Origin of the sequence: uncultured Rossellomorea sp. (genome assembly GCF_947488365.1) — a bacterium.
GTDB lineage: Bacteria > Bacillota > Bacilli > Bacillales > Bacillaceae_B > Rossellomorea.
Genome location: NZ_CANKZT010000003.1, coordinates 136859 through 156118, shown reverse-complemented (window position 1 = coordinate 156118; position 19260 = coordinate 136859). Strand labels below are relative to the sequence as shown.

Below are 19260 nucleotides of genomic sequence, written 5' to 3'. Positions count from 1 at the left end.
CCTAAGAAATCGGCATTTTTTCAAGCTTTCGTACATCTGTCAGTTTTCCGGTCACAGCAGCCGCAGCGGCCATGGATGGGCTGAGTAGATGCGTTCTAGAGCCATTACCTTGCCGGCCTTCAAAGTTCCGGTTGGAAGTGGATGCACAGCGTTTGCCTGGGGGCACGATATCATCATTCATAGCCAGACACATGCTGCAGCCAGCTTCCCTCCACTGGAAACCAGCTTCTTTAAAAATGGTATCAATGCCTTGCTCTTCAGCCTCTTTCTTCACTTTAAACGAGCCCGGAACAACCAAAGCGGTCACGCCCTGCTTTACAGTATGCCCTTTTACCACCTCAGCCGCCGCTCTCAAGTCACTCAAGCGTGAATTCGTACACGAACCAATGAACACATAGTCAACCTCAATGTCCTCGATTCTCATTCCCGCCTCGAGCCCCATGTATTGAAGCGCCCTTTCAACCCCTTCTCTCTCAGAAGGATCCCGGTACTCCCCTGGGTGAGGGACGGACCTTGAAATCCCCGCGCCCATTCCAGGGTTCGTTCCCCAAGTTACATGAGGTTCGATTTCTTCACCCTTCACCTCAATTTTGTGATCATAAGTTGCGTCACTGTCGCTCGTTAGCAATCGCCACTCTTCTCTACATTGTTCAAACGGTTTATCCTTAGGCAGATATTCTCTTCCTTCTAAATATTCGAAGGTCGTCTCGTCGGGACTGATTAAACCTGCCTTGGCTCCTGCTTCAATGCTCATATTACAGACGGTCATTCTTTCTTCCATTGATAGATTGCGGATCACGTCACCCGTAAATTCGATGACATAACCGGTTCCAAATCCTACCCCGTAGGTAGAAATGATGTTTAAGATTACGTCTTTGGCCGTGACACCGAATCCCAACTCTCCGGACACTTCGACTTGAAGTGTTTTTGGCTTCGATTGCCAGAGGGTTTGGGTTGCCAATACATGTTCCACTTCACTCGTCCCAATCCCAAAGGCCAGTGCTCCGAACGCTCCGTGTGTTGAAGTATGGCTGTCTCCACATACAATCGTTTTCCCTGGCTGTGTCAAACCGAGCTCAGGTCCGATAACGTGGACAATCCCTTGATCAGGATGGTGAATATCGGCTAGAGTGACGCCGAATTCCTGACAATTTTTCTTCAACGTATCCATTTGCAGCCGAGCAATTTCATCCCTGATGATGTGACGCTCTCTCGTCGGTACGTTATGATCCATCGTGGCATACGTTAAATCCGGTCTTCTCACCTTGCGATTCTTTAAGCGAAGACCTTCAAATGCTTGGGGAGACGTTACTTCATGTACAAGGTGCAGATCAATATACAATAAATCCGGCTTTCCCTTTTCTCTGTGCACAATGTGTTTTTCCCATATCTTTTCGATGATATTTTTCCCTGCCATGAACTCCCTCCTGGTTTCGTAAGATTATTATTCAGTTAAGACTGTTTTGGTTGAATGGTTGCTGAGTGAGCAGTGGTTGATTTCCGCTCCAATCAACTTCTTTATTATCTAATTGCTTACACAAAAGCAATCCCAGCAAATTCTATCATACAAGTACGCCGCCAAGATCGAAGACAGCGCATGATCCGCTTCCAACCTCTCCACAACCAGCTGACTCATGGCACCCGTTCCTACAACGGTTCCACGACCCATCGTCCAAAGATCTCCTGTACGGTATCCGGCATTCAATACTTCCTGAACGGCCATTTCAATCATTTCAGCTTCTTCTTTTAAGCCAAAGGAATGACGCAGCATCATGGCAACCGATAGAATCATAGCCAGTGGATTTGCTTTTCCTTTTCCAGCGATATCAGGTGCAGACCCGTGTACCGGTTCGTAAAGACCGAAGGAGTCTCCTCTTAAACTGGCGGAAGGCAGCATTCCCAGTGAGCCTGTGATCATGGAGGCCTCGTCACTCAGGATATCCCCGAACATATTCTCAGTCACCAGTACATCGAATTGCTTCGGCTGATACATCAGCTTCATGGCAGCGACATCGACCAGCATGTGTTCCACTTCCACATCAGGGTATTCAGGAGCCACTTCATTCACGACTTCCCGCCACATTCGACTTGTTTCCAAAACATTTGCCTTGTCAACGGACGTTAATTTTTTCTTGCGTTTTTGAGCCAGCTTGAAGGCTTTATGAACGATCCGTTCGATTTCACTTTTTTCATAGACCAGTGTATCGACGGCTACTTCATCCCTGTTTCCTTGACGACCGGACGGCTGACCGAAGTACAATCCCCCTGTCAGTTCCCGAACGATCACTAGGTCTACTTCTTCAACGATGTCACGCTTTAACGGGGAAGCACCCAGTAAACTTTCAAATGCTTTAACCGGACGCAGGTTCGCGAATAAGTCGAACTCTTTACGGATGGCCAGGAGCCCTTTTTCAGGACGAAGCTCTTTCGGAAGATGCTCCCATTTTGGTCCTCCTACAGCCCCAAGCAATACGGCATCACTATTTTTACAAAGCTTGATTGTTTCAGGAGGTAATGGTGTACCGAAGCGATCAACGGCAGAGCCACCGATATGACCCTTTTCTACCTCGAACTCATGACCGAACCAATCACCCACTGCTTTCAGTACTTCTAATGCCCCGTCCATGATCTCTTGACCGATACCGTCTCCTGGTAGTACAGCGATTTTTTTCTTCATTAGAATTACCTCCCATTTTAATTGGTTTTATGGGAGAAGCCTTGGAATACAAGGCTTCTCAAGCTTACAAGCTGGCTTCTACTGCTTCCTTCTCCCTGGACTGTAATTTCCGTTGTGCTGATCGGTTCACTGCATTCAGGTAAGCACGTGCTGATGCTTCTAATACATCCTGGGCGGTTCCGCGTCCGCTTGTCTTTTCTCCGTTATATTCGAGTCGGACATATACTTCTGCAAGGGCATCCCGGCCCCCTCCGACTGAGTTGATCTTGTAATCTAATAATCTGGAAGGACTTGGCAGGATTTTTTCGATTGTATTGTAGATGGCTTCTACACTTCCTGAACCCGTTGAAGCGAGCTGGGTTACGCTGCCGTCTTCAAACTTCAATTCGATCGTAGCCGTCGGGATATTGCCCATGCCGTATTGGACCTGCATTCTTTCTAATGTAAATCCGACAGCTTCGGCCATTTCCGTTTGCTTATTCGTCAGGATGCTGAAGAGATCTTCATCGACGATTTCCTTCTTCTTATCAGCCAGATCCTTGAATGCATGAAATGCTTCATTAAGCTTCTCATCTGAAAGTTCAAATCCTAATTCAACCACTTTATTTTTAAAGGCGTGACGTCCTGAGTGTTTTCCCAGTACCAGTCGGGTTGCATTCACTCCGATCAGTTCAGGGGTGATGATTTCGTACGTAGTTTTTTCCTTCAGCATTCCGTCCTGATGAATACCTGATTCATGAGCGAAAGCATTATCACCAACAACCGCTTTGTTAGCCGGTACTCTCATCCCCGTCAGCTTACTGACAAGAGAGCTTGTTTTCTTAATTTCATCCAGCTTCAGGCGGGTTGTCGCACCGTAAAAATCTTCCCGGATTCTAAGAGCGACTGCGATCTCTTCCAGAGCAGCATTCCCAGCTCTTTCCCCAATCCCATTGATCGTTCCTTCGATTTGATCCGCTCCGTTTTCAATAGCAGCCAGTGAATTGGCCGTGGCCATTCCCAGATCATCATGACAATGAGCAGATAGCTTTACTCCATTGATATTCGGAACGTTTTCTCTTACGTACCGAAACAATTCACCGTATTTATGAGGGGTAATATACCCTACCGTATCAGGAAGGTTAATGACCGAAGCCCCTGCTGCAATGACTCTCTCCATGATCTTCACCAAGAAATTCAAGTCTGTCCGGCACGCATCTTCTGCCGACCACTGAACCACCGGGAAAAATTTCTTCGCGTACTGAACGGCCTGGACCGCTGTATCGATGACCTGATCCGGTGTCATCTTCAGCTTATGAGTCATGTGAATGGGAGAGGTGGCCAGGAACACATGCAGCCTTGGTTCTGCCGTTCCTTTAAGCGATTCCCATACCGCATCGATGTCCCGCTGTTGAGCACGAGCAAGCCCCGTAACAGAGCTGTTCTTGATCGTGGAACCGATCCGCTGCACGGCATCGAAGTCTCCTTTGGAAGCTGCAGGAAACCCGGCTTCAATGACGTCTACTCCCAGCCTTTCAAGCTGCTTCGCAACCTCGATTTTTTCAATCGTATTCAGATTTACGCCCGCTGACTGTTCACCATCTCGTAGGGTTGTGTCAAAAATCTCAATGGTTCGCACTCGCAACCACTTCCTTTTCTTTAGTAGAAGGTTTCTGTACAAAAGGCATCATTTTACGAAGCTCTTTTCCAACCACTTCAATCGGGTGCTGACTTTCACGCTGGTTGATCGCGTTAAACTCTGGACGGTTCGCCTGATTCTCCAAGATCCATCCCTTCGCAAATTTCCCTGTTTGGATATCCGTTAATACTTCCTTCATGCGGGCTTTCGTTTCTTCGTTCACAACTCGCGGACCTGAAACGAAGTCTCCCCATTGGGCTGTGTCGGAGATCGAGTAACGCATTCCTTCTAATCCTTGCTCATACATTAGGTCAACGATCAGCTTCAATTCGTGTAAACACTCGAAATAGGCGACCTCTTTTTGATAACCGGCTTCGACCAGCGTTTCGAATCCTGCTTTTACAAGGGATGTCACTCCTCCACACAGAACCGCCTGTTCCCCGAATAGATCGGTTTCTGTTTCTTCCTGGAAGGATGTTTCAAGAATCCCTGCACGTCCGGCACCTACCCCTTTTGCATACGCAAGGGCCAGTTCACCTGCTTGACCTGAAGCATCTTGATAAACCCCAAAGAGTGCTGGTACTCCGGCTCCCTCTTCAAATGTTCTTCTTACCAGGTGTCCCGGTCCTTTCGGCGCTACCAGGAATACATCTACATCTTCCGGAGGAACGACTTGATGGAAATGGATATTAAATCCGTGTGCAAATGCCAGTGCTTTACCTGGTGACAGGGCCGGTTTGATTTCTGCTTCATATACTTTCGGCTGATGCTCATCCGGCAGAAGAACCATGATGACATCTGCCTGTTCACTTGCTTCGCGGACGGAGTAGACATCGAATCCGTCCTTTTCCGCCTGGTCCCACGACTTTCCTTTTCTCAATCCCACTACAACATCAAATCCGCTTTCCTTCAGGTTTTGAGCATGTGCGTGACCTTGTGAGCCATAACCAACAACCGCTACCTTCTTCCCTTTTAAAACCTCTTCATTCACATCTCCGTTATAATATACCTTTACCATTTCCCTCATCCTCTCCATTTTTTGAATAGTAAGTTTTTTTAAATGTGATTTTCATCGCTACAGCTTCTAATTCACGATTGAATACTGTTTTATTTCCGTAACTGATTTCCCATTGCCCCTTGCGAAAGCTGTGATGCCTGTTCGGGCGATTTCTTTGATGCCATAAGGTCTTAATAGATCAATGATGGCTTCTATCTTGGATGTTTCACCTGTTACCTGGACGGTTACGCTGTCTCTTGCCACATCAATGATGGCGGCTCTGAAGGGTTCTACGATTCCATTGATTTCGGATCTCGTCTGCCCTGTACTTAACACTTTGATGAGTGCCAATTCTCTTGCGACGACTCCTTGATCGGTGATGTCTGAAACCTTGAGGACATCAATTTGTTTATGCAGCTGTTTTAAAAGCTGTTCGATTTTGCGATCGTCTTCTACATTGACGACAAAAGTCATTCTTGAAATTCCTTCGACTTCTGTATAGCCGACTGAAATGCTTTCGATGTTGAACTGACGCTTTGTAAACAATCCGGTTACTCGATTTAATACACCGCTCCGGTTATGAACGAGAGCCGTTACAATCCGTTTCCTCATGGTTTCACTCCTAACATTTCGTGTAATCCCTTACCTGGAGCTACCATCGGGTAGACATTTTCCTTTGGATTCACCCAGCAATCAATGAGCACTGGTTCATCACTCGTTAAGGCTTCTTTTAAAACAGAATCGACTTCCTCCTGGGTTTTCACTTGATACCCCTTGATTCCGTACGATTCAGCCAGTTTCACAAAATCAGGCTGGGTGGAGAACACCGATTGAGAGTATCTTTCTTCAAAGAAGGTTTCCTGCCACTGTCTCACCATTCCCAGTGTACCGTTATTAAGAATAACCACCTTAACGGGAAGGTTCAGCTCTTTTAGCAGTATCAGCTCTTGCAGAGTCATTTGGAATCCGCCATCTCCTACAAAGGCAACCACCGTACTTGATGGGTTTGCTAACTGGGCTCCGATTGCTGCCGGAAATCCGAATCCCATCGTGCCAAGCCCTCCGGATGTGACCCAATTATTCGGCTTTTTGAAGGAGTAGTATTGTGCCGCCCACATTTGATGCTGTCCCACGTCCGTGGTGACAACCGCTTCCCCGTTCGTCATTTCGTATACCTGTTCAATCAAGCGTTGAGGAGAGAGCACATCGTGAGCCTGGTTATACCAGAAAGGATATTCCCGTTTATATGACTTAAGATGCTGATGCCAGGCATCGAAATCGGGCTTTTCCGTTTCATGTTGAAGGAGTTTAGCAAGTGCCTGTTTCGCATCGGCAACGATTGGTATCTGTGTTTCAACATTCTTCCCGATCTCAGCTGGATCGATGTCGATATGGACCACTTTGGCCCGTGGTGCAAAGGTAGCAAGATTCCCTGTTAACCGGTCATCAAATCTTGCTCCGATATTGATGAGCAAGTCACATTCATGAATGGCCATATTGCTTGCATAGCATCCGTGCATCCCTGCCATACCTAGAAACAACGGATGATCAGCAGGAAATCCGCCTAAACCTAAAAGGGTATGAATCACAGGAATGTCATATTGCTCTGCGAAACTCTTCAGTTCTTCTGTTGCCTTTCCGTGAAGTACTCCTGCCCCGGCTAAGATGACCGGCTGTCTGGAAACCTTAATGGCATCCACCAGTTTCTTGATTTGGAGGGGATTTGGATAAAAGTTAGGCTGATACCCCGGTAAGTCCATTTCTACTTCGTGTGCCGGATACGCTTGCTGCAGGGTCAAGTCTTTCGGAATGTCGACGAGTACGGGTCCAGGCCTTCCGGTTGATGCGATATGAAAGGCTTCCTTCACAATCCTCGGTAAGTCTTTAATATCCCGAACCTGATAATTATGCTTTGTGATCGGCATCGTAATGCCAACAACGTCCGCTTCCTGGAATGCATCAGTTCCGATCACCCCTGAAGCCACCTGCCCAGTAAAGACCACCAGAGGCAATGAATCCATCATGGCATCTGCAATCCCTGTCACAAGATTCGTAGCTCCCGGTCCCGATGTGGCAATCACCACACCCGGTTTCCCTGACACCCTGGCATATCCTTCCGCCGCGTGGATGGCCCCCTGCTCATGGCGGGCAAGTACGTGCTTGATCGGGGCTTTGTAAAGAGCATCGTAAATCGGCAAGACCGCTCCCCCAGGATATCCAAACAGAATCTCAACCTTTTCCTCCCTTAAAGCTTTCATGAGCATATCAGCACCGTTGACGTTTTCTGTTAGTGTCTGTGAAGCCGGTTCTGCCTCTACTTTCGCTCTCATTTCCTATCTCCTCCTTTTATTAAAAGCACAGGCGGCTTGGTCAGGCCCGACATGCATAAGGCAAGGTCGCTGAAAAGGCGCCTTTTGCCTTTTTGGCGAGATTGACTTATGACCTCGAGGGCCTAGCCGCCGGAGCTGGATATATTAAAAGCACCGGCGGGGAACCGCCTGAGCTATATCAATCCAATTTCCCAAACAAAAAAGACCTTTTCACCCACTACGACAGAGTTCATCTTTCGCAGGGGCGAAAAGGTCTTCATCCTTTCCACGGTACCACCCTAATTCAGAGATAACGGATATCATCTCCCTTTGCAGGCTGATCGGTTTCACCAGCCTTTGTTTTTGTAACGAGTAGCATCTACTCGATCGTTCCTACTTTTAGAGGTTCAGAACGATACTCAGAGGGGATGTCGGTATTGGATGTATTACTGGTTTGCAGCACCACCAGCTCTCTGAAAATACGATTTCCAACCCTTTTACCTCTTCAACGCTTTACTTTATTCCGTTTTCAAAATTCCACCTGTACTAGCTGATGTTACAAGCTTGGCATATCGTGCTAAGTAACCTTTTCTGATCTTCGGAGGGGGCTGTACCCACTCCTTTTGCCTGAACTGAAGTTCCGTTTCTGAAACCATGAGGGAAATCGTTCGATTCGTTAAATCTATGAAGATGGGATCTCCATTTTCAACAACACCGATTGGTCCTCCTTCAGCAGCTTCCGGTGAGACATGACCGATTGAAATGCCTCGTGATGCTCCTGAAAATCGACCGTCTGTCATGAGTGCCACTTTCTTTTCCAGGCCTCTTCCTGCAATGGCTGCCGTTGGTGCCAGCATCTCCGGCATCCCCGGACCACCCTTTGGCCCTTCATAACGGATCACCACTACATGCCCTTCTTTCACTTCTCCACTTTCAATTCCAGCAAGGGCGTCATCCTGGGATTCGTATACAATCGCTTCACCCATAAAGGTTTTGATGGACGGGTCGACTGCTCCGACTTTGATGACCCCACCATTTGGAGCAATATTTCCAAAGAGTACGGATAATCCTCCGACTGGACTGTGAGCGTTGTCCCTGCGACGGATGACATCGTCATTTTGAATATGAGCATCTTGTACGTTCTCATAAAGGGACTTTCCTGTTACCGTGATTCGATCCTTGTGTACAGCCCCCATTTCACATAATTCTTTAATAATGGCGCTGACCCCTCCAGCATTATGAACGTCCTGCATGGAGTAATCAGAGGCTGGGCTTATCTTGGATAAATAAGGTACTCGTTCTGCGACTTTATTGATACGGTTGATGTCGTAATCAATCTCCGCCTCATTCGCAATGGCTAGTGTATGAAGGACGGTATTGGTGGAACCTCCCATAGCCATATCTAAAGCAAATGCATCGTCGATTGTATCTTCCGTAATGATGTCTCTTGGTTTAATATCCTTCTTTACCATTTCCACTAAATATTTGGCCGCATCCTTGATTAACTGATGTCGCTCATCAGAGGTGGCAACGATTGTTCCATTTCCCGGAGGAGCCATCCCGAGCATTTCCATCAGGGAATTCATGGAGTTCGCTGTGAACATCCCCGAGCATGATCCGCAAGTCGGACATGCATTGGCTTCTATGTCAAGAAGCTGTTCAGCCGTCATCCTTCCTGACTGATGGGCCCCAACTCCCTCGAAAACGGATACGAGTGATAATGGCTTCCCTTCGCTCGAAACCCCCGCTTCCATCGGGCCTCCCGATACAAAGACAGAAGGGACATTCGTCCGGACTGCCGACATGAGCATTCCCGGTGTGATCTTGTCACAGTTTGGAATGTAGAACACTCCGTCAAACCAGTGAGCATTGATGACGGTTTCTGCTGAGTCGGCGATCAGTTCCCGACTTGGTAATGAGTACCTCATCCCGATATGTCCCATGGCGATCCCATCGTCAACACCGATTGTATTGAATTCGAATGGAATGCCGCCCGCTTCCCGGATCGCTTCTTTTACCACTTGGGCAAATCCGTTTAAATGCATATGACCGGGAATGATATCAATGTATGAGTTACACACCCCGATGAATGGTTTTTCCAAGTCTTCAAGCTTCACTCCCGTAGCGTACAGTAAACTGCGGTGAGGAGCCCGGTCGATTCCTTTTTTGATCATGTCACTTCGCACGTCATCACCTCCAACTTAGCCAACTTGAGCATTTTGTTTGTAAACTTTTCTTCCATCTTGCGTGACAGTGTTTCTGAACTCCTGCAATAATTGGGTTGTATACTTTCCAGGTTTCCCTTCACCGATTACGCGGCCATCAACCTTTACAACGGCAATGACTTCTGCGGCTGTCCCAGTTAAGAACACTTCATCCGCTGTATATACATCATGACGGGTGAAGACTTCTTCCTTCATCTCGAATCCGAGCTTTTCGGCAATCTCGATGATTGCATTACGGGTGATTCCTTCAAGGGCCCCTACATATCCGGGCGGGGTTAAGATTTTTCCTTTTTTGACAATGAAGATATTGTCGGCTGATCCTTCAGCTACATATCCTTGATCGTTAAGCATTAACGCTTCACTTACACCAGCCAGATTGGCTTCGATTTTTACCAGAATATTATTTAAGTAGTTTAAGGATTTAACCTTTGGTGAAAGAACATCTGCACGGTTACGGCGGCTTGCTACTGTAACGATATCGATGCCTGTTTCGTATAAGCTTTTAGGGAACAGGGCTAATTGTTCTGCAATGACAATGATTTGTGGTTTTCTACAAGTAAATGGATCCAACCCTAAGTTTCCAACACCTCTAGAAATGACCACACGTATGTAGGCATTCTCTAGTTGATTCTTTTTCAATGTATCGACGATAATGTCACACATCTCTTCTTTCGATACTTCGATATGCAACATGATTGATTTCGCAGAGTCATAAAGGCGATCAACATGTTCTTCTAGACGGAACACATTCCCATCGTACATTCGAATCCCTTCGAACACTCCATCTCCATATAGAAAACCATGGTCGTACACAGATACAACTGCGTCTTCCTTTTTTACGTATTGCCCGTCTAAGTAGATCCATTGTTCGTTCATGTTAATCATTCCTTTCCTGGTGAGAATTTATTTAATTTTTCGAATTTTATTTTTGCACTGAAGGACGATTTCTCCAGTTGCTTTGGAGCCTGTTGAACAGCAGTTTGGAATAAGTTGTGGTTGTTGCTTCCTGCTGGTTCATATTTTTTTATTGAGGACAATATTACTCCCGTTTCCCGGGAAGGTCAACAGGCTTTTCGTAAATTTTTTGACTATTTAGATTTATCTGATTATAAGTAAACGCTTACATCTTTGTCCTTATAGAGTTTATTGGGAGAAAAAAATATTTTGGATTTTTTTTATTAACAGGGTGAATGACGCTTCAGATCCCATGAGGAGCCCAATCAGATATTTTTCGACAAAATCCTATGGGAATGGGGGTTTAGGGGAGTTTAGACCTGTGTGTATCTGACTGATATATTCTCACTGCTTTTTCATAATTGAGAATTCATTTTTCTATTAATTTGTAGGGATGAATGATTATTAATCTGGTAAGACGATCACCAATATGTAATGAATTCTATTAAAACCTTTCATTCCCATAATCCGTAATGCCTTTCAAACCAGAATGTAATTTTATTTTTTCTACAGGAATGAATAATCTTTCATAAAGAAATATATTCTCCCAAAAAGCAGTCGCCACTATATTAAACTGTATATAAATAAAAAAGAATCAACCCAAGTAACCGGACGGTCTTTGGATTGATTCTTCCTTTACACCCATGTAAACATATAATTCGGATCTTCGACATCCTTTGCTTTTTTAACGATCTTCAACGGTTTGAAAGTATCGATCATAACGGCAAGCTCCAGGGTTTCTTTTTTCCCGATACTGGCTTCTGTCGTTCCTGGATGTGGACCGTGTGGAATCCCGCTCGGATGGAGGGTAATCGATCCTTCTTTGATTCCCTTTCTGCTCATGAAGTTTCCTTCCACATAGTACAGCAGCTCATCGCTGTTCACGTTGCTGTGATTATAAGGAGCCGGAATCGATTCCGGATGGTAGTCATATAGTCTTGGAACAAATGAGCAGACAACGAAGTTATGCCCTTCAAACGTTTGATGAACAGGAGGCGGCTGATGCACACGTCCTGTGATCGGCTCAAAGTCCTCAATGTTGAATACCCAAGGATAAAGATAACCATCCCAGCCGACGACGTCCAGTGGATGATGATTTAACACATGGGAATGAAGCGCTCCCCTTGATTTGGTGATCACTTCGAATTCTCCTTCTTCATCCATCGTTGCAAGCTTCTCAGGCCCTCGTAAATCCCGCTCACAAAACGGACTGTGCTCGAGTAATTGTCCGTACTCATTTCGATAACGGCGAGGTGTGGTAATCTGACTGAAGGACTCGACGATCAGCATCTTCGTCTCTTCTTCAGGAACGACACGGTAGATGGTCCCGATCGGAATCACCACATAATCCCCTTTTCCATAGGTGAGGGTTCCGAACATCGTCTCTACCTGCCCTTTACCAAAATGGATATATAGCATTTCATCTCCATCACCATTTCGGTAAAAGCTTGTCATCTTTTCTGTGACATAGGCTGTTCCAATCAATAAGTCCGAATTACCGAGTAAATATTCACGGCTCTTTAAGGCACAGCCTTTTTTCTCGACTCTGTCTGTAAAGAAATGTCGATGACGGAGAGCACCCTCTTCCTCAAACTCCGGCATATAACTTCCTAAATACTCTGTCTTCGCCACAGCCGTCGGCAAATGATGATGATACAGAATCGACTGTGTTCCCGAGAACCCCTTCGTCCCCATGACCTGCTCCCTGTAGAGCGTGCCATCATCCTTTTTAAACATGGTGTGACGTTTGTGAGGTATTTTCCCCAGTTGACGATAGTACATGGTTCTCCTCCTCTCTTTTCTTTGCAATCGTATTACTCAAGACTCCTAATCCTCTAATCTCTAATTCCACCAAGTCCCCCGACTTCAACCATGGATGCGTTTCAGGACCCAGCTCCAATATACATCCTGTTCCAACAGTTCCAGATCCAATCACTTCGCCGGGATACAGGGTGACGTCTTGCGAGGCACGCTCGATCATGTCTGCAAAAGTATAATGGATGTCCTGATAATTCCCCTCGGATAAAAGTATCCCATTCACTTTTGCCGACATAGGAAGATCAAAACGGTTTCCCTTGCGATAGGTTTCCAGTTCATCCTTCGTCACTAAATAAGGACCGAAAGAAGTGGCAAAATCCTTTCCTTTCGCGGGTCCAAGTCCTACTTTCATCTCATGCTTCTGGATGTCTCTGGCACTCCAATCATTCATGATGAAATAGCCGTATATATGGTCTTCTGCGTTTTCTTTTGAAATGGTTTTTCCTTCTCTGCCAATAACGCAGGCGATTTCCAATTCATAATCGAGCCACTCACATCCAGCAGGTTTTGCGATGTGATCGCCAGGACCTTTTACAGCTAAGTGATTGGTAAAATAAAAGACGGGGATGTCATACCATTCTGGAACCACATCGAGTCCCCTCCGTTTACGTGCCGTTTTCACATGCTCTTCAAATGCATAGAAATCACGTATGCTGACAGGCCTTGGAATCGGCGACAACAGGGTGACATCACGTAGTGAATACACTCCTTTGTCTTTTTCTGAAAAGGTGCCGAGCTCCTTCATCCGTTTTAGGCCTTCGCCTCCAAGCTCGATGATGGATAACATATCTTTAGGGAGCAAACCTCCGCTCACAGCATGGATGTCTACGACAAGTTCATCCTGAACTTTTCCCGCTCTTACTTCTCCTTCTTTTAAAAAGCTAACCAGCTTCACGTGTCATCACCTTTTTCGGATCAATTCAAATGAATCGGATAATGGTTTGGTGTACATTTGTCCAGCCAGTCTTCCTACCGGCTTTAACTTCTCTGAATCTATTTTGCCGTCGTAATAGAGTTCGTCATCGATTCTGACGCATTCTACCTTCCCGATCACAAGACTCCCTGCACCAGGATGATCGCCGAAGTGGAGAACCTCATGAAGAACGCATTCTAATTGAACCTTGCTTTCAGATACTCCAGGAGGCTTTACCATGATGGACTCTTCCTTCGTCAGACCGACTTGTTCGAATTCATCAACGCCAGATTCATATTCGATGGCACAATTATTCATTTTCTCCACGAACTCTTCACTGACGATATTGATGACGAATTCCTTCGTCTTCTCGATATTTTCAAGGGTATCTTTTTTGCTGCCATCCTTTCCCTTTCTCATGGGAGAGAAGCAGACGAGCATCGGGTCGGCACAAATGGCCGTAAAAAAGCTGTATGGTGCAAGATTCGCATTCCCTCCTTCATCAAGAGATGAAACGAACGCAATCGGACGCGGTAAAATCGAGCCAATCATTAATTTATAAGCATCCTGCCACTGAAGAGTATGCGGTTTGATATCCATCTATTTCACCCCTTCACTTTGTAAAATATCTTCCAACGCTTGTATGAACCTCTTGTTATCCTCTTCTGTTCCAATCGTGACCCGTACGGTCGTTGGGTACCCAAGAAGAGTTCCTGAACGGACGACCAATCCCCTTTTCACAAGCTCATATGAGACCATGTCACCATTCAATCCGGTATCCACCATGATAAAGTTCGATTGAGAGGGGAAATAGGATACACCCAGACGGTCAAACTCCCCTTCTAAAAAGAGGCGACCCTGCTCGTTCTTATGAGTACACTCTCTTATAAATGCCTGATCTTCAATGGCGATGATCGCTGACTTCTGAGCAACCGTATTTACATTGAAGACATCTTTCACTTTTCGGAGCTGTTCAGCTATTTCTTGGTTCATGACGCCGAAACCGACTCTTAATCCCGCAAGGCCATATATCTTTGAAAATGTTCTAAGAACAATCAGATTTTCGAATGTTGACAGCAGCGGCAAGGTTTCTAAATAATCATCGGTTGTGACGTATTCCATATAGGCTTCATCCACTACCACCAATATATGCGACGGTACCCTCCCGATAAATTCCAGGAGCTCTTTCTTTCCGACGATGGTCCCGGTAGGATTATTGGGATTACACACAAAGATCATCTTGGTGCTCGGGGTGATCTGGTCGTGCATCGCTTGCAGGTCATGAGTACCGTTGACTAAAGGAACGATAATCGGGGTGCCCCCTTCTAAGAACACATTGGTTTGATACCTGGGAAAAGTAACGTCCGCCATAATGGCTGCGTCACCGTTACTCAAATAGGCCCTCGTCAATAATCGGATCACTTCATCCGAGCCATTCCCAAACACGAGCTGTTCCTTAGGCACTCCTAAAAATGTCGCTACCTTATGACTAAGGTCGACGGCAGCTCCGTCTGGATACAAAAACAAGTCGCTTCCGTTTTCTTTAAACCACTGCTTCACTTTTGAAGAGCAGCCATATATGTTTTCATTTTCTGATAGCTTTCTGATAGAGCTCAGACCATGCTCCTTCTGTAAGTCTGAGAGCGTTTTCCCCAGCACATATGGAGCGATATGTGAGACCGCTTCTCTTGTTTTGAACTTCAGTGCCATACATGAATCCCCGCCTTCCTCATGGATGAAGGGGGTTGACTCACGTGTTAGCTTATCTTCTCGTTCAAATATAGTACCCGCAATCTGTACGATATTATGAGTAGAAGCAGCTAATCTCTTCATGAGTTAACCCCCTGACCGGTCCTTTGACCCCCGTTATATATGTTCTATCTATCTATTTTTTTATTTTTATAGGTTTCCTCTGCGTTCCTGCTCCCGCTCGATGGATTCGAATAATGCTTTGAAGTTTCCTTCTCCGAATCCTCTTGCACCTTTTCGTTGAATCACTTCAATGAATAGGGTTGGACGGTCCACGATTGGTTTTGTGAAAATTTGAAGCAGGTAGCCTTCGTCATCACGGTCTACTAAAATATTCAACTCTTTGATTTTAGAAATCTCTTCGTCGATTTCCCCTACACGCTCTGAAAGCATGTCGTAATAGGAATCCGGCGTGTTAAGGAATTCCACCCCGTTTTCTTTTAAAATACCGACTGTTTTCACGATGTCTTCGGTTAAGATGGCAATATGCTGAACGCCGGGACCACCATAGAATTCAAGGTATTCCTGGATTTGTGATTTGCGTTTTCCTTCGGCCGGCTCATTGATCGGGAATTTGATTCGACCGCCGTTATGCATCACCTTCGACATAAGGGCAGAGTATTCTGTTGTAATATCTTCATTCGTAAAATGACGCATTTCCTTAAAGCCCATCACTTTTTCGTAATACTCCACCCACTCTTCCATGCGCTCCACGTTTCCTACTACATGATCGACAGCGATGATGCCTGCATCTTCATTTTTCAGCGAAGAATCATACTTTTCAAAGCCTGGCATGAAGATCCCCTTATAATCTTTACGTTCTACAAGGGTGTGAATCGTATCCCCGTATGTACCAATGATGGCTTTTTTCAGTTTTCCGTTATCATCTTCGAGCGTAGAAGGGGGCATGATTTCAATCGCGCCGCGGGACACCGCTCCAGTGTAAGCCTTTTCAACATCATCCACCACAAGGGCGATATCTTTAATGCCGTCCCCGTGATGCTTCACGAATTGGGACACCCGGCTGCCTTCGTGCAGGCTTCCTGTAATCACCAATCGTACTTTATTTTGTTGCAGTACATAGGATACTGAGTCACGATTTCCTGTTTCCAGTCCTGAATAGGCAACGGTCTTAAATCCGAATGCCGTACAGAAGAAGTGGGCGGCCTGCTTTGCATTTCCCGTATAATACTCTAAATAATCGACATCTCTTACCGGGAAGACATCTTCTACTTTAACCTGCTTTTTTGCTACATTCTCTTGCATCCTGAACCCTCCATTAAACGTTAATTTATTCTGAATATTATATTAAATAGTTTTCTAGAACTTCTCAAGAGTCGCTAGTAAAGCTTAAACGCTTCTCTGCGTAAAAGCGTGTCCCTCACTTTATCTCGCCAGCTCTTTTTTTCGGGTAGGCATGTGCACGGCGTCTCCCTTTAATCCTTCAACCGCTTCTAATAAGCTTTCGTTCATACTTGGATGAGGATATACAGGAAAGCGAAAGTCCTCATCTCTCGCTGCCATTTCAAGGCCAAGCACCCCTGAGGTGATCAACTCGGCTGCTCCCATCCCCATTATATGAATCCCAAGAATCAAATCCGTTTCACTGTCTGACACGACTTTCACGAATCCATCCTTTTCATCCGTCAGCTGAGCGTACCCGTTTCCTCTGACAGGGTTCTCACTCACTCTAACCGAATAACCTTCCTCTCGTGCTTCCTCCTCGGTAAGGCCCGCACACGCAATTGGCGGGCTCATCTGCACCACCGTCGGCACAAACTGCAGATCTACCTCCACCTCTAGCCCAGCCATCGCCTCTGCAGCCGCCTTCCCCTGTTTGATCGCTTTGACTGCGAGGGACGGACCTTCCGTTACATCGCCGATCGCCCATATAGTTGGAATGGAGGTTCTTCCCTGATAATCCGTATGGATATAGCCTTCTTCTGTCAGCTCAAGGCCCAGACGGTCAAGGCCAAGGTCGCTTATATTCGGCTTTACTATTCCGCTCCCCACAAAATGAGAGCCTTCCAAAGAAACCACTTCCCCGTTCTCTTTGTCCAGCCTCACCATGACTTTCCCTTCTGTTTGGCTCGCAGTTTGCACGGTCGAATTCTTGATCACATTGATTTTCTGCTTTTTCAATTGCCTGAATAGCTCTTTTGAAATAGAAGAGTCAAATGAAAATTCATCATTTAAAATAAGCGTGACGCTGCTGCCCAATAGGGAGAAAACAGACGCGATCTCTAAGGAAATATAATCGCCCCCGTATACGATGAGTTCCTCTGGTATTTCCTCCAGCTGAAAAATTTCTCTCTCCTTCAGTACAAGAGTCGAATTAAATTCTATCCCCTCCGGGTAATGAAATTCACCACCAGTCGCGACGATGGACTGCTTGAAATTAAAGAGGGAAAACTCATGACCGTTTTCAACTCCAATGCGGGATTCTGACAGGAAGGATGCAGAACCCTTTACGATCTCAATCTTATTCGCTTTACAAAGGGATTCCACACCTTTTCGAAGCTGTGTGATTTTTTTATTTTTATAGCTTTGAAGAGTAGAAAGATTTGCTTCTACTTCCCCAAACTCCATCCCCATCTCTTTCAGGTGCTTCGTCTTTTTGAATTCTTGGGCAAAATGGGTAAAGACTTTTGATGGAATGCAGCCTTTATTCAAGCAGGTCCCGCCCAGCTCTTCTCTTTCGATCAGCGTCACATTCAGTCCTAAACCCGCAGCTCGAATGGCTGCATGATAGCCGCCTGGACCTCCCCCGATGACGACAATCTCTTTATCTTCTGTGATCTCTCCCACTACCATTTACATCAACTCCAAAAGCATGGACTCGGGCTGTTCGATCAAATCCCGTAATCGATTTGTAAACTTCACGGCCGTTCCGCCATCTACCACTCTGTGGTCAAACGACATAGACACATTCATCATGGAGCGGACGACAATTTCATCCTTATCATTCACCATAGGGCGTTTCTTCGTCTTATGGAAAGCGAGGAGGGCAACTTCCGGTTCGTTAATGATCGGAGTGGCTCCGATCGACCCGTTCAGGGGCCCTACGTTACTGACCGTGAAGGTTCCGCCTTTGATATCTTTCATCGTTAACTTGCCTTCCTGTGCGTTAATGGTCAATGTCTTCATTTCTCTGTGGATGTCCTTCATTGTTTTCCCTTCAACATGTTTTATGACGGGGACAATCAGTCCTTCGTCTGCATCTACAGCGATTCCAATATTGTGATGGGACTGGAGCTCGACACACTCCTCCTGTTCATTGAGACGGGCATTGAAGATTGGAAACTCTTTCAAACAGACAGAAATGGCTTTGATAAAATAAGCTCCAACGGAAATGGACCCGCCGCTCACTTTCATGGTATCTTTCCAGGATAGCAGATTCGTAACATCGATTTCTTCAAAATGGGTACAGTGCGGGATCGTTCTGAGTGACTGTGACATTTTAGAAGCAATTTGTTTGCGTCTGCCTCGAAAAGGAATGGTCTTTGTGCCGGATTCTTTTGATGCTGCAGGTGTGACGGATTTAGATTCTTCCACTGGCTGTGGAGATGTATGACTTTCTCCTTTCATATAAAGGAAAATGTCTTCATCAAGGATTCTGCCTCCCACTCCGGAACCAACCACTTCCTCTATGTTGATACCATTCTCCCTTGCTATTTTCCTCGTATACGGGGATGCAAGGATCCTTCTTTTCTTCAACACTTGAGTTGTTTGTGAAATGGATCGCTCGCCTCCAGTCTGTTTCACTTGTTCATGATCCATTAACAGAACAGTGGATCCCACTGGAATCGTTTCCCCTTCACTTACCGTAAATTCCTTGATCACACCTGAAAAAGGTGCCGGAATCTCCGCAGTCATTTTATCTGTTTGAACCTCTACTAATGGTTGATCGGCTTTTACGACATCTCCCACTTTCACAAGAAAGTGATTGATATTGGCTTCGGTCATGCCTTCCCCAATATCATGAAGCTTAACTTCCATG

At 45.8% G+C, this 19260-nt stretch carries 15 protein-coding genes and 1 other annotated feature; all 15 genes read right to left on the bottom strand.

Annotation, left to right across the window (positions count from 1 at the left end; all coding sequences use genetic code 11):
* Position 1 precedes the first annotated feature (1 nt).
* Positions 2-1417 carry a 3-isopropylmalate dehydratase large subunit gene (gene leuC, locus Q1B03_RS12020; RefSeq protein WP_299741426.1) on the bottom strand — a complete coding sequence of 472 codons (1416 nt, stop codon included), beginning with the start codon at positions 1415-1417 and terminating at the stop codon, positions 2-4.
* 108 nt (positions 1418-1525) lie between these two features.
* Positions 1526-2677, bottom strand: coding sequence for a 3-isopropylmalate dehydrogenase (leuB, locus tag Q1B03_RS12015; protein WP_299741425.1), 1152 nt, complete (start codon positions 2675-2677; stop codon positions 1526-1528).
* Positions 2678-2741: 64 nt separating this feature from the next.
* Positions 2742-4295: a 2-isopropylmalate synthase gene (locus tag Q1B03_RS12010; RefSeq protein ID WP_299741424.1), complete on the bottom strand. Its 1554-nt coding sequence runs from the start codon at positions 4293-4295 to the stop codon at positions 2742-2744.
* A complete protein-coding gene (gene ilvC / locus Q1B03_RS12005; RefSeq protein WP_299741423.1) occupies positions 4282-5313 on the bottom strand; it encodes a ketol-acid reductoisomerase in 1032 nt (343 codons plus the stop codon). Before ilvC ends, Q1B03_RS12010 begins: the two co-directional genes overlap by 14 nt.
* A gap of 66 nt (positions 5314-5379) precedes the next feature.
* A complete protein-coding gene (ilvN, locus tag Q1B03_RS12000) occupies positions 5380-5904 on the bottom strand; it encodes an acetolactate synthase small subunit (RefSeq protein WP_299741422.1) in 525 nt (174 codons plus the stop codon).
* A complete protein-coding gene (ilvB, locus tag Q1B03_RS11995; RefSeq protein ID WP_299741421.1) occupies positions 5901-7622 on the bottom strand; it encodes an acetolactate synthase large subunit in 1722 nt (573 codons plus the stop codon). Before ilvB ends, ilvN begins: the two co-directional genes overlap by 4 nt.
* 237 nt (positions 7623-7859) lie before the next feature.
* Positions 7860-8119, bottom strand: a binding site (T-box leader).
* Positions 8120-9787, bottom strand: a complete 1668-nt coding sequence (ilvD, locus tag Q1B03_RS11990; protein WP_299741420.1) for a dihydroxy-acid dehydratase — start codon at positions 9785-9787, stop codon at positions 8120-8122.
* 15 nt (positions 9788-9802) lie between these two features.
* Positions 9803-10702 (bottom strand): branched-chain-amino-acid transaminase, encoded by a 900-nt coding sequence (gene ilvE / locus Q1B03_RS11985; protein ID WP_299741419.1) that lies wholly within the window; start codon positions 10700-10702, stop codon positions 9803-9805.
* Positions 10703-11416: 714 nt separating this feature from the next.
* Entirely contained in the window at positions 11417-12562 is a 1146-nt protein-coding gene (locus tag Q1B03_RS11980; protein WP_299741418.1) for a homogentisate 1,2-dioxygenase, read from the bottom strand.
* A complete protein-coding gene (locus Q1B03_RS11975) occupies positions 12510-13493 on the bottom strand; it encodes a fumarylacetoacetate hydrolase family protein (RefSeq protein ID WP_299741417.1) in 984 nt (327 codons plus the stop codon). Before Q1B03_RS11975 ends, Q1B03_RS11980 begins: the two co-directional genes overlap by 53 nt.
* 6 nt (positions 13494-13499) lie before the next feature.
* On the bottom strand, positions 13500-14111 hold the full coding sequence (locus Q1B03_RS11970) for a flavin reductase family protein (RefSeq protein WP_299741416.1): 612 nt from the start codon (positions 14109-14111) through the stop codon (positions 13500-13502).
* A complete protein-coding gene (gene hisC / locus Q1B03_RS11965; RefSeq protein ID WP_366141291.1) occupies positions 14112-15344 on the bottom strand; it encodes a histidinol-phosphate transaminase in 1233 nt (410 codons plus the stop codon).
* Positions 15345-15410: 66 nt separating this feature from the next.
* Positions 15411-16526, bottom strand: coding sequence for a 4-hydroxyphenylpyruvate dioxygenase (hppD, locus tag Q1B03_RS11960; protein WP_299741415.1), 1116 nt, complete (start codon positions 16524-16526; stop codon positions 15411-15413).
* Between the two features lie 120 nt (positions 16527-16646).
* Positions 16647-18074, bottom strand: coding sequence for a dihydrolipoyl dehydrogenase (gene lpdA / locus Q1B03_RS11955; RefSeq protein WP_299741414.1), 1428 nt, complete (start codon positions 18072-18074; stop codon positions 16647-16649).
* The gene (locus Q1B03_RS11950; RefSeq protein WP_299741413.1) at positions 18075-19259 is read right to left on the bottom strand and encodes a dihydrolipoamide acetyltransferase family protein; all 1185 of its coding nucleotides are present in this window, start codon (positions 19257-19259) and stop codon (positions 18075-18077) included. It abuts the gene before it with no gap.
* Position 19260: the final 1 nt, after the last annotated feature.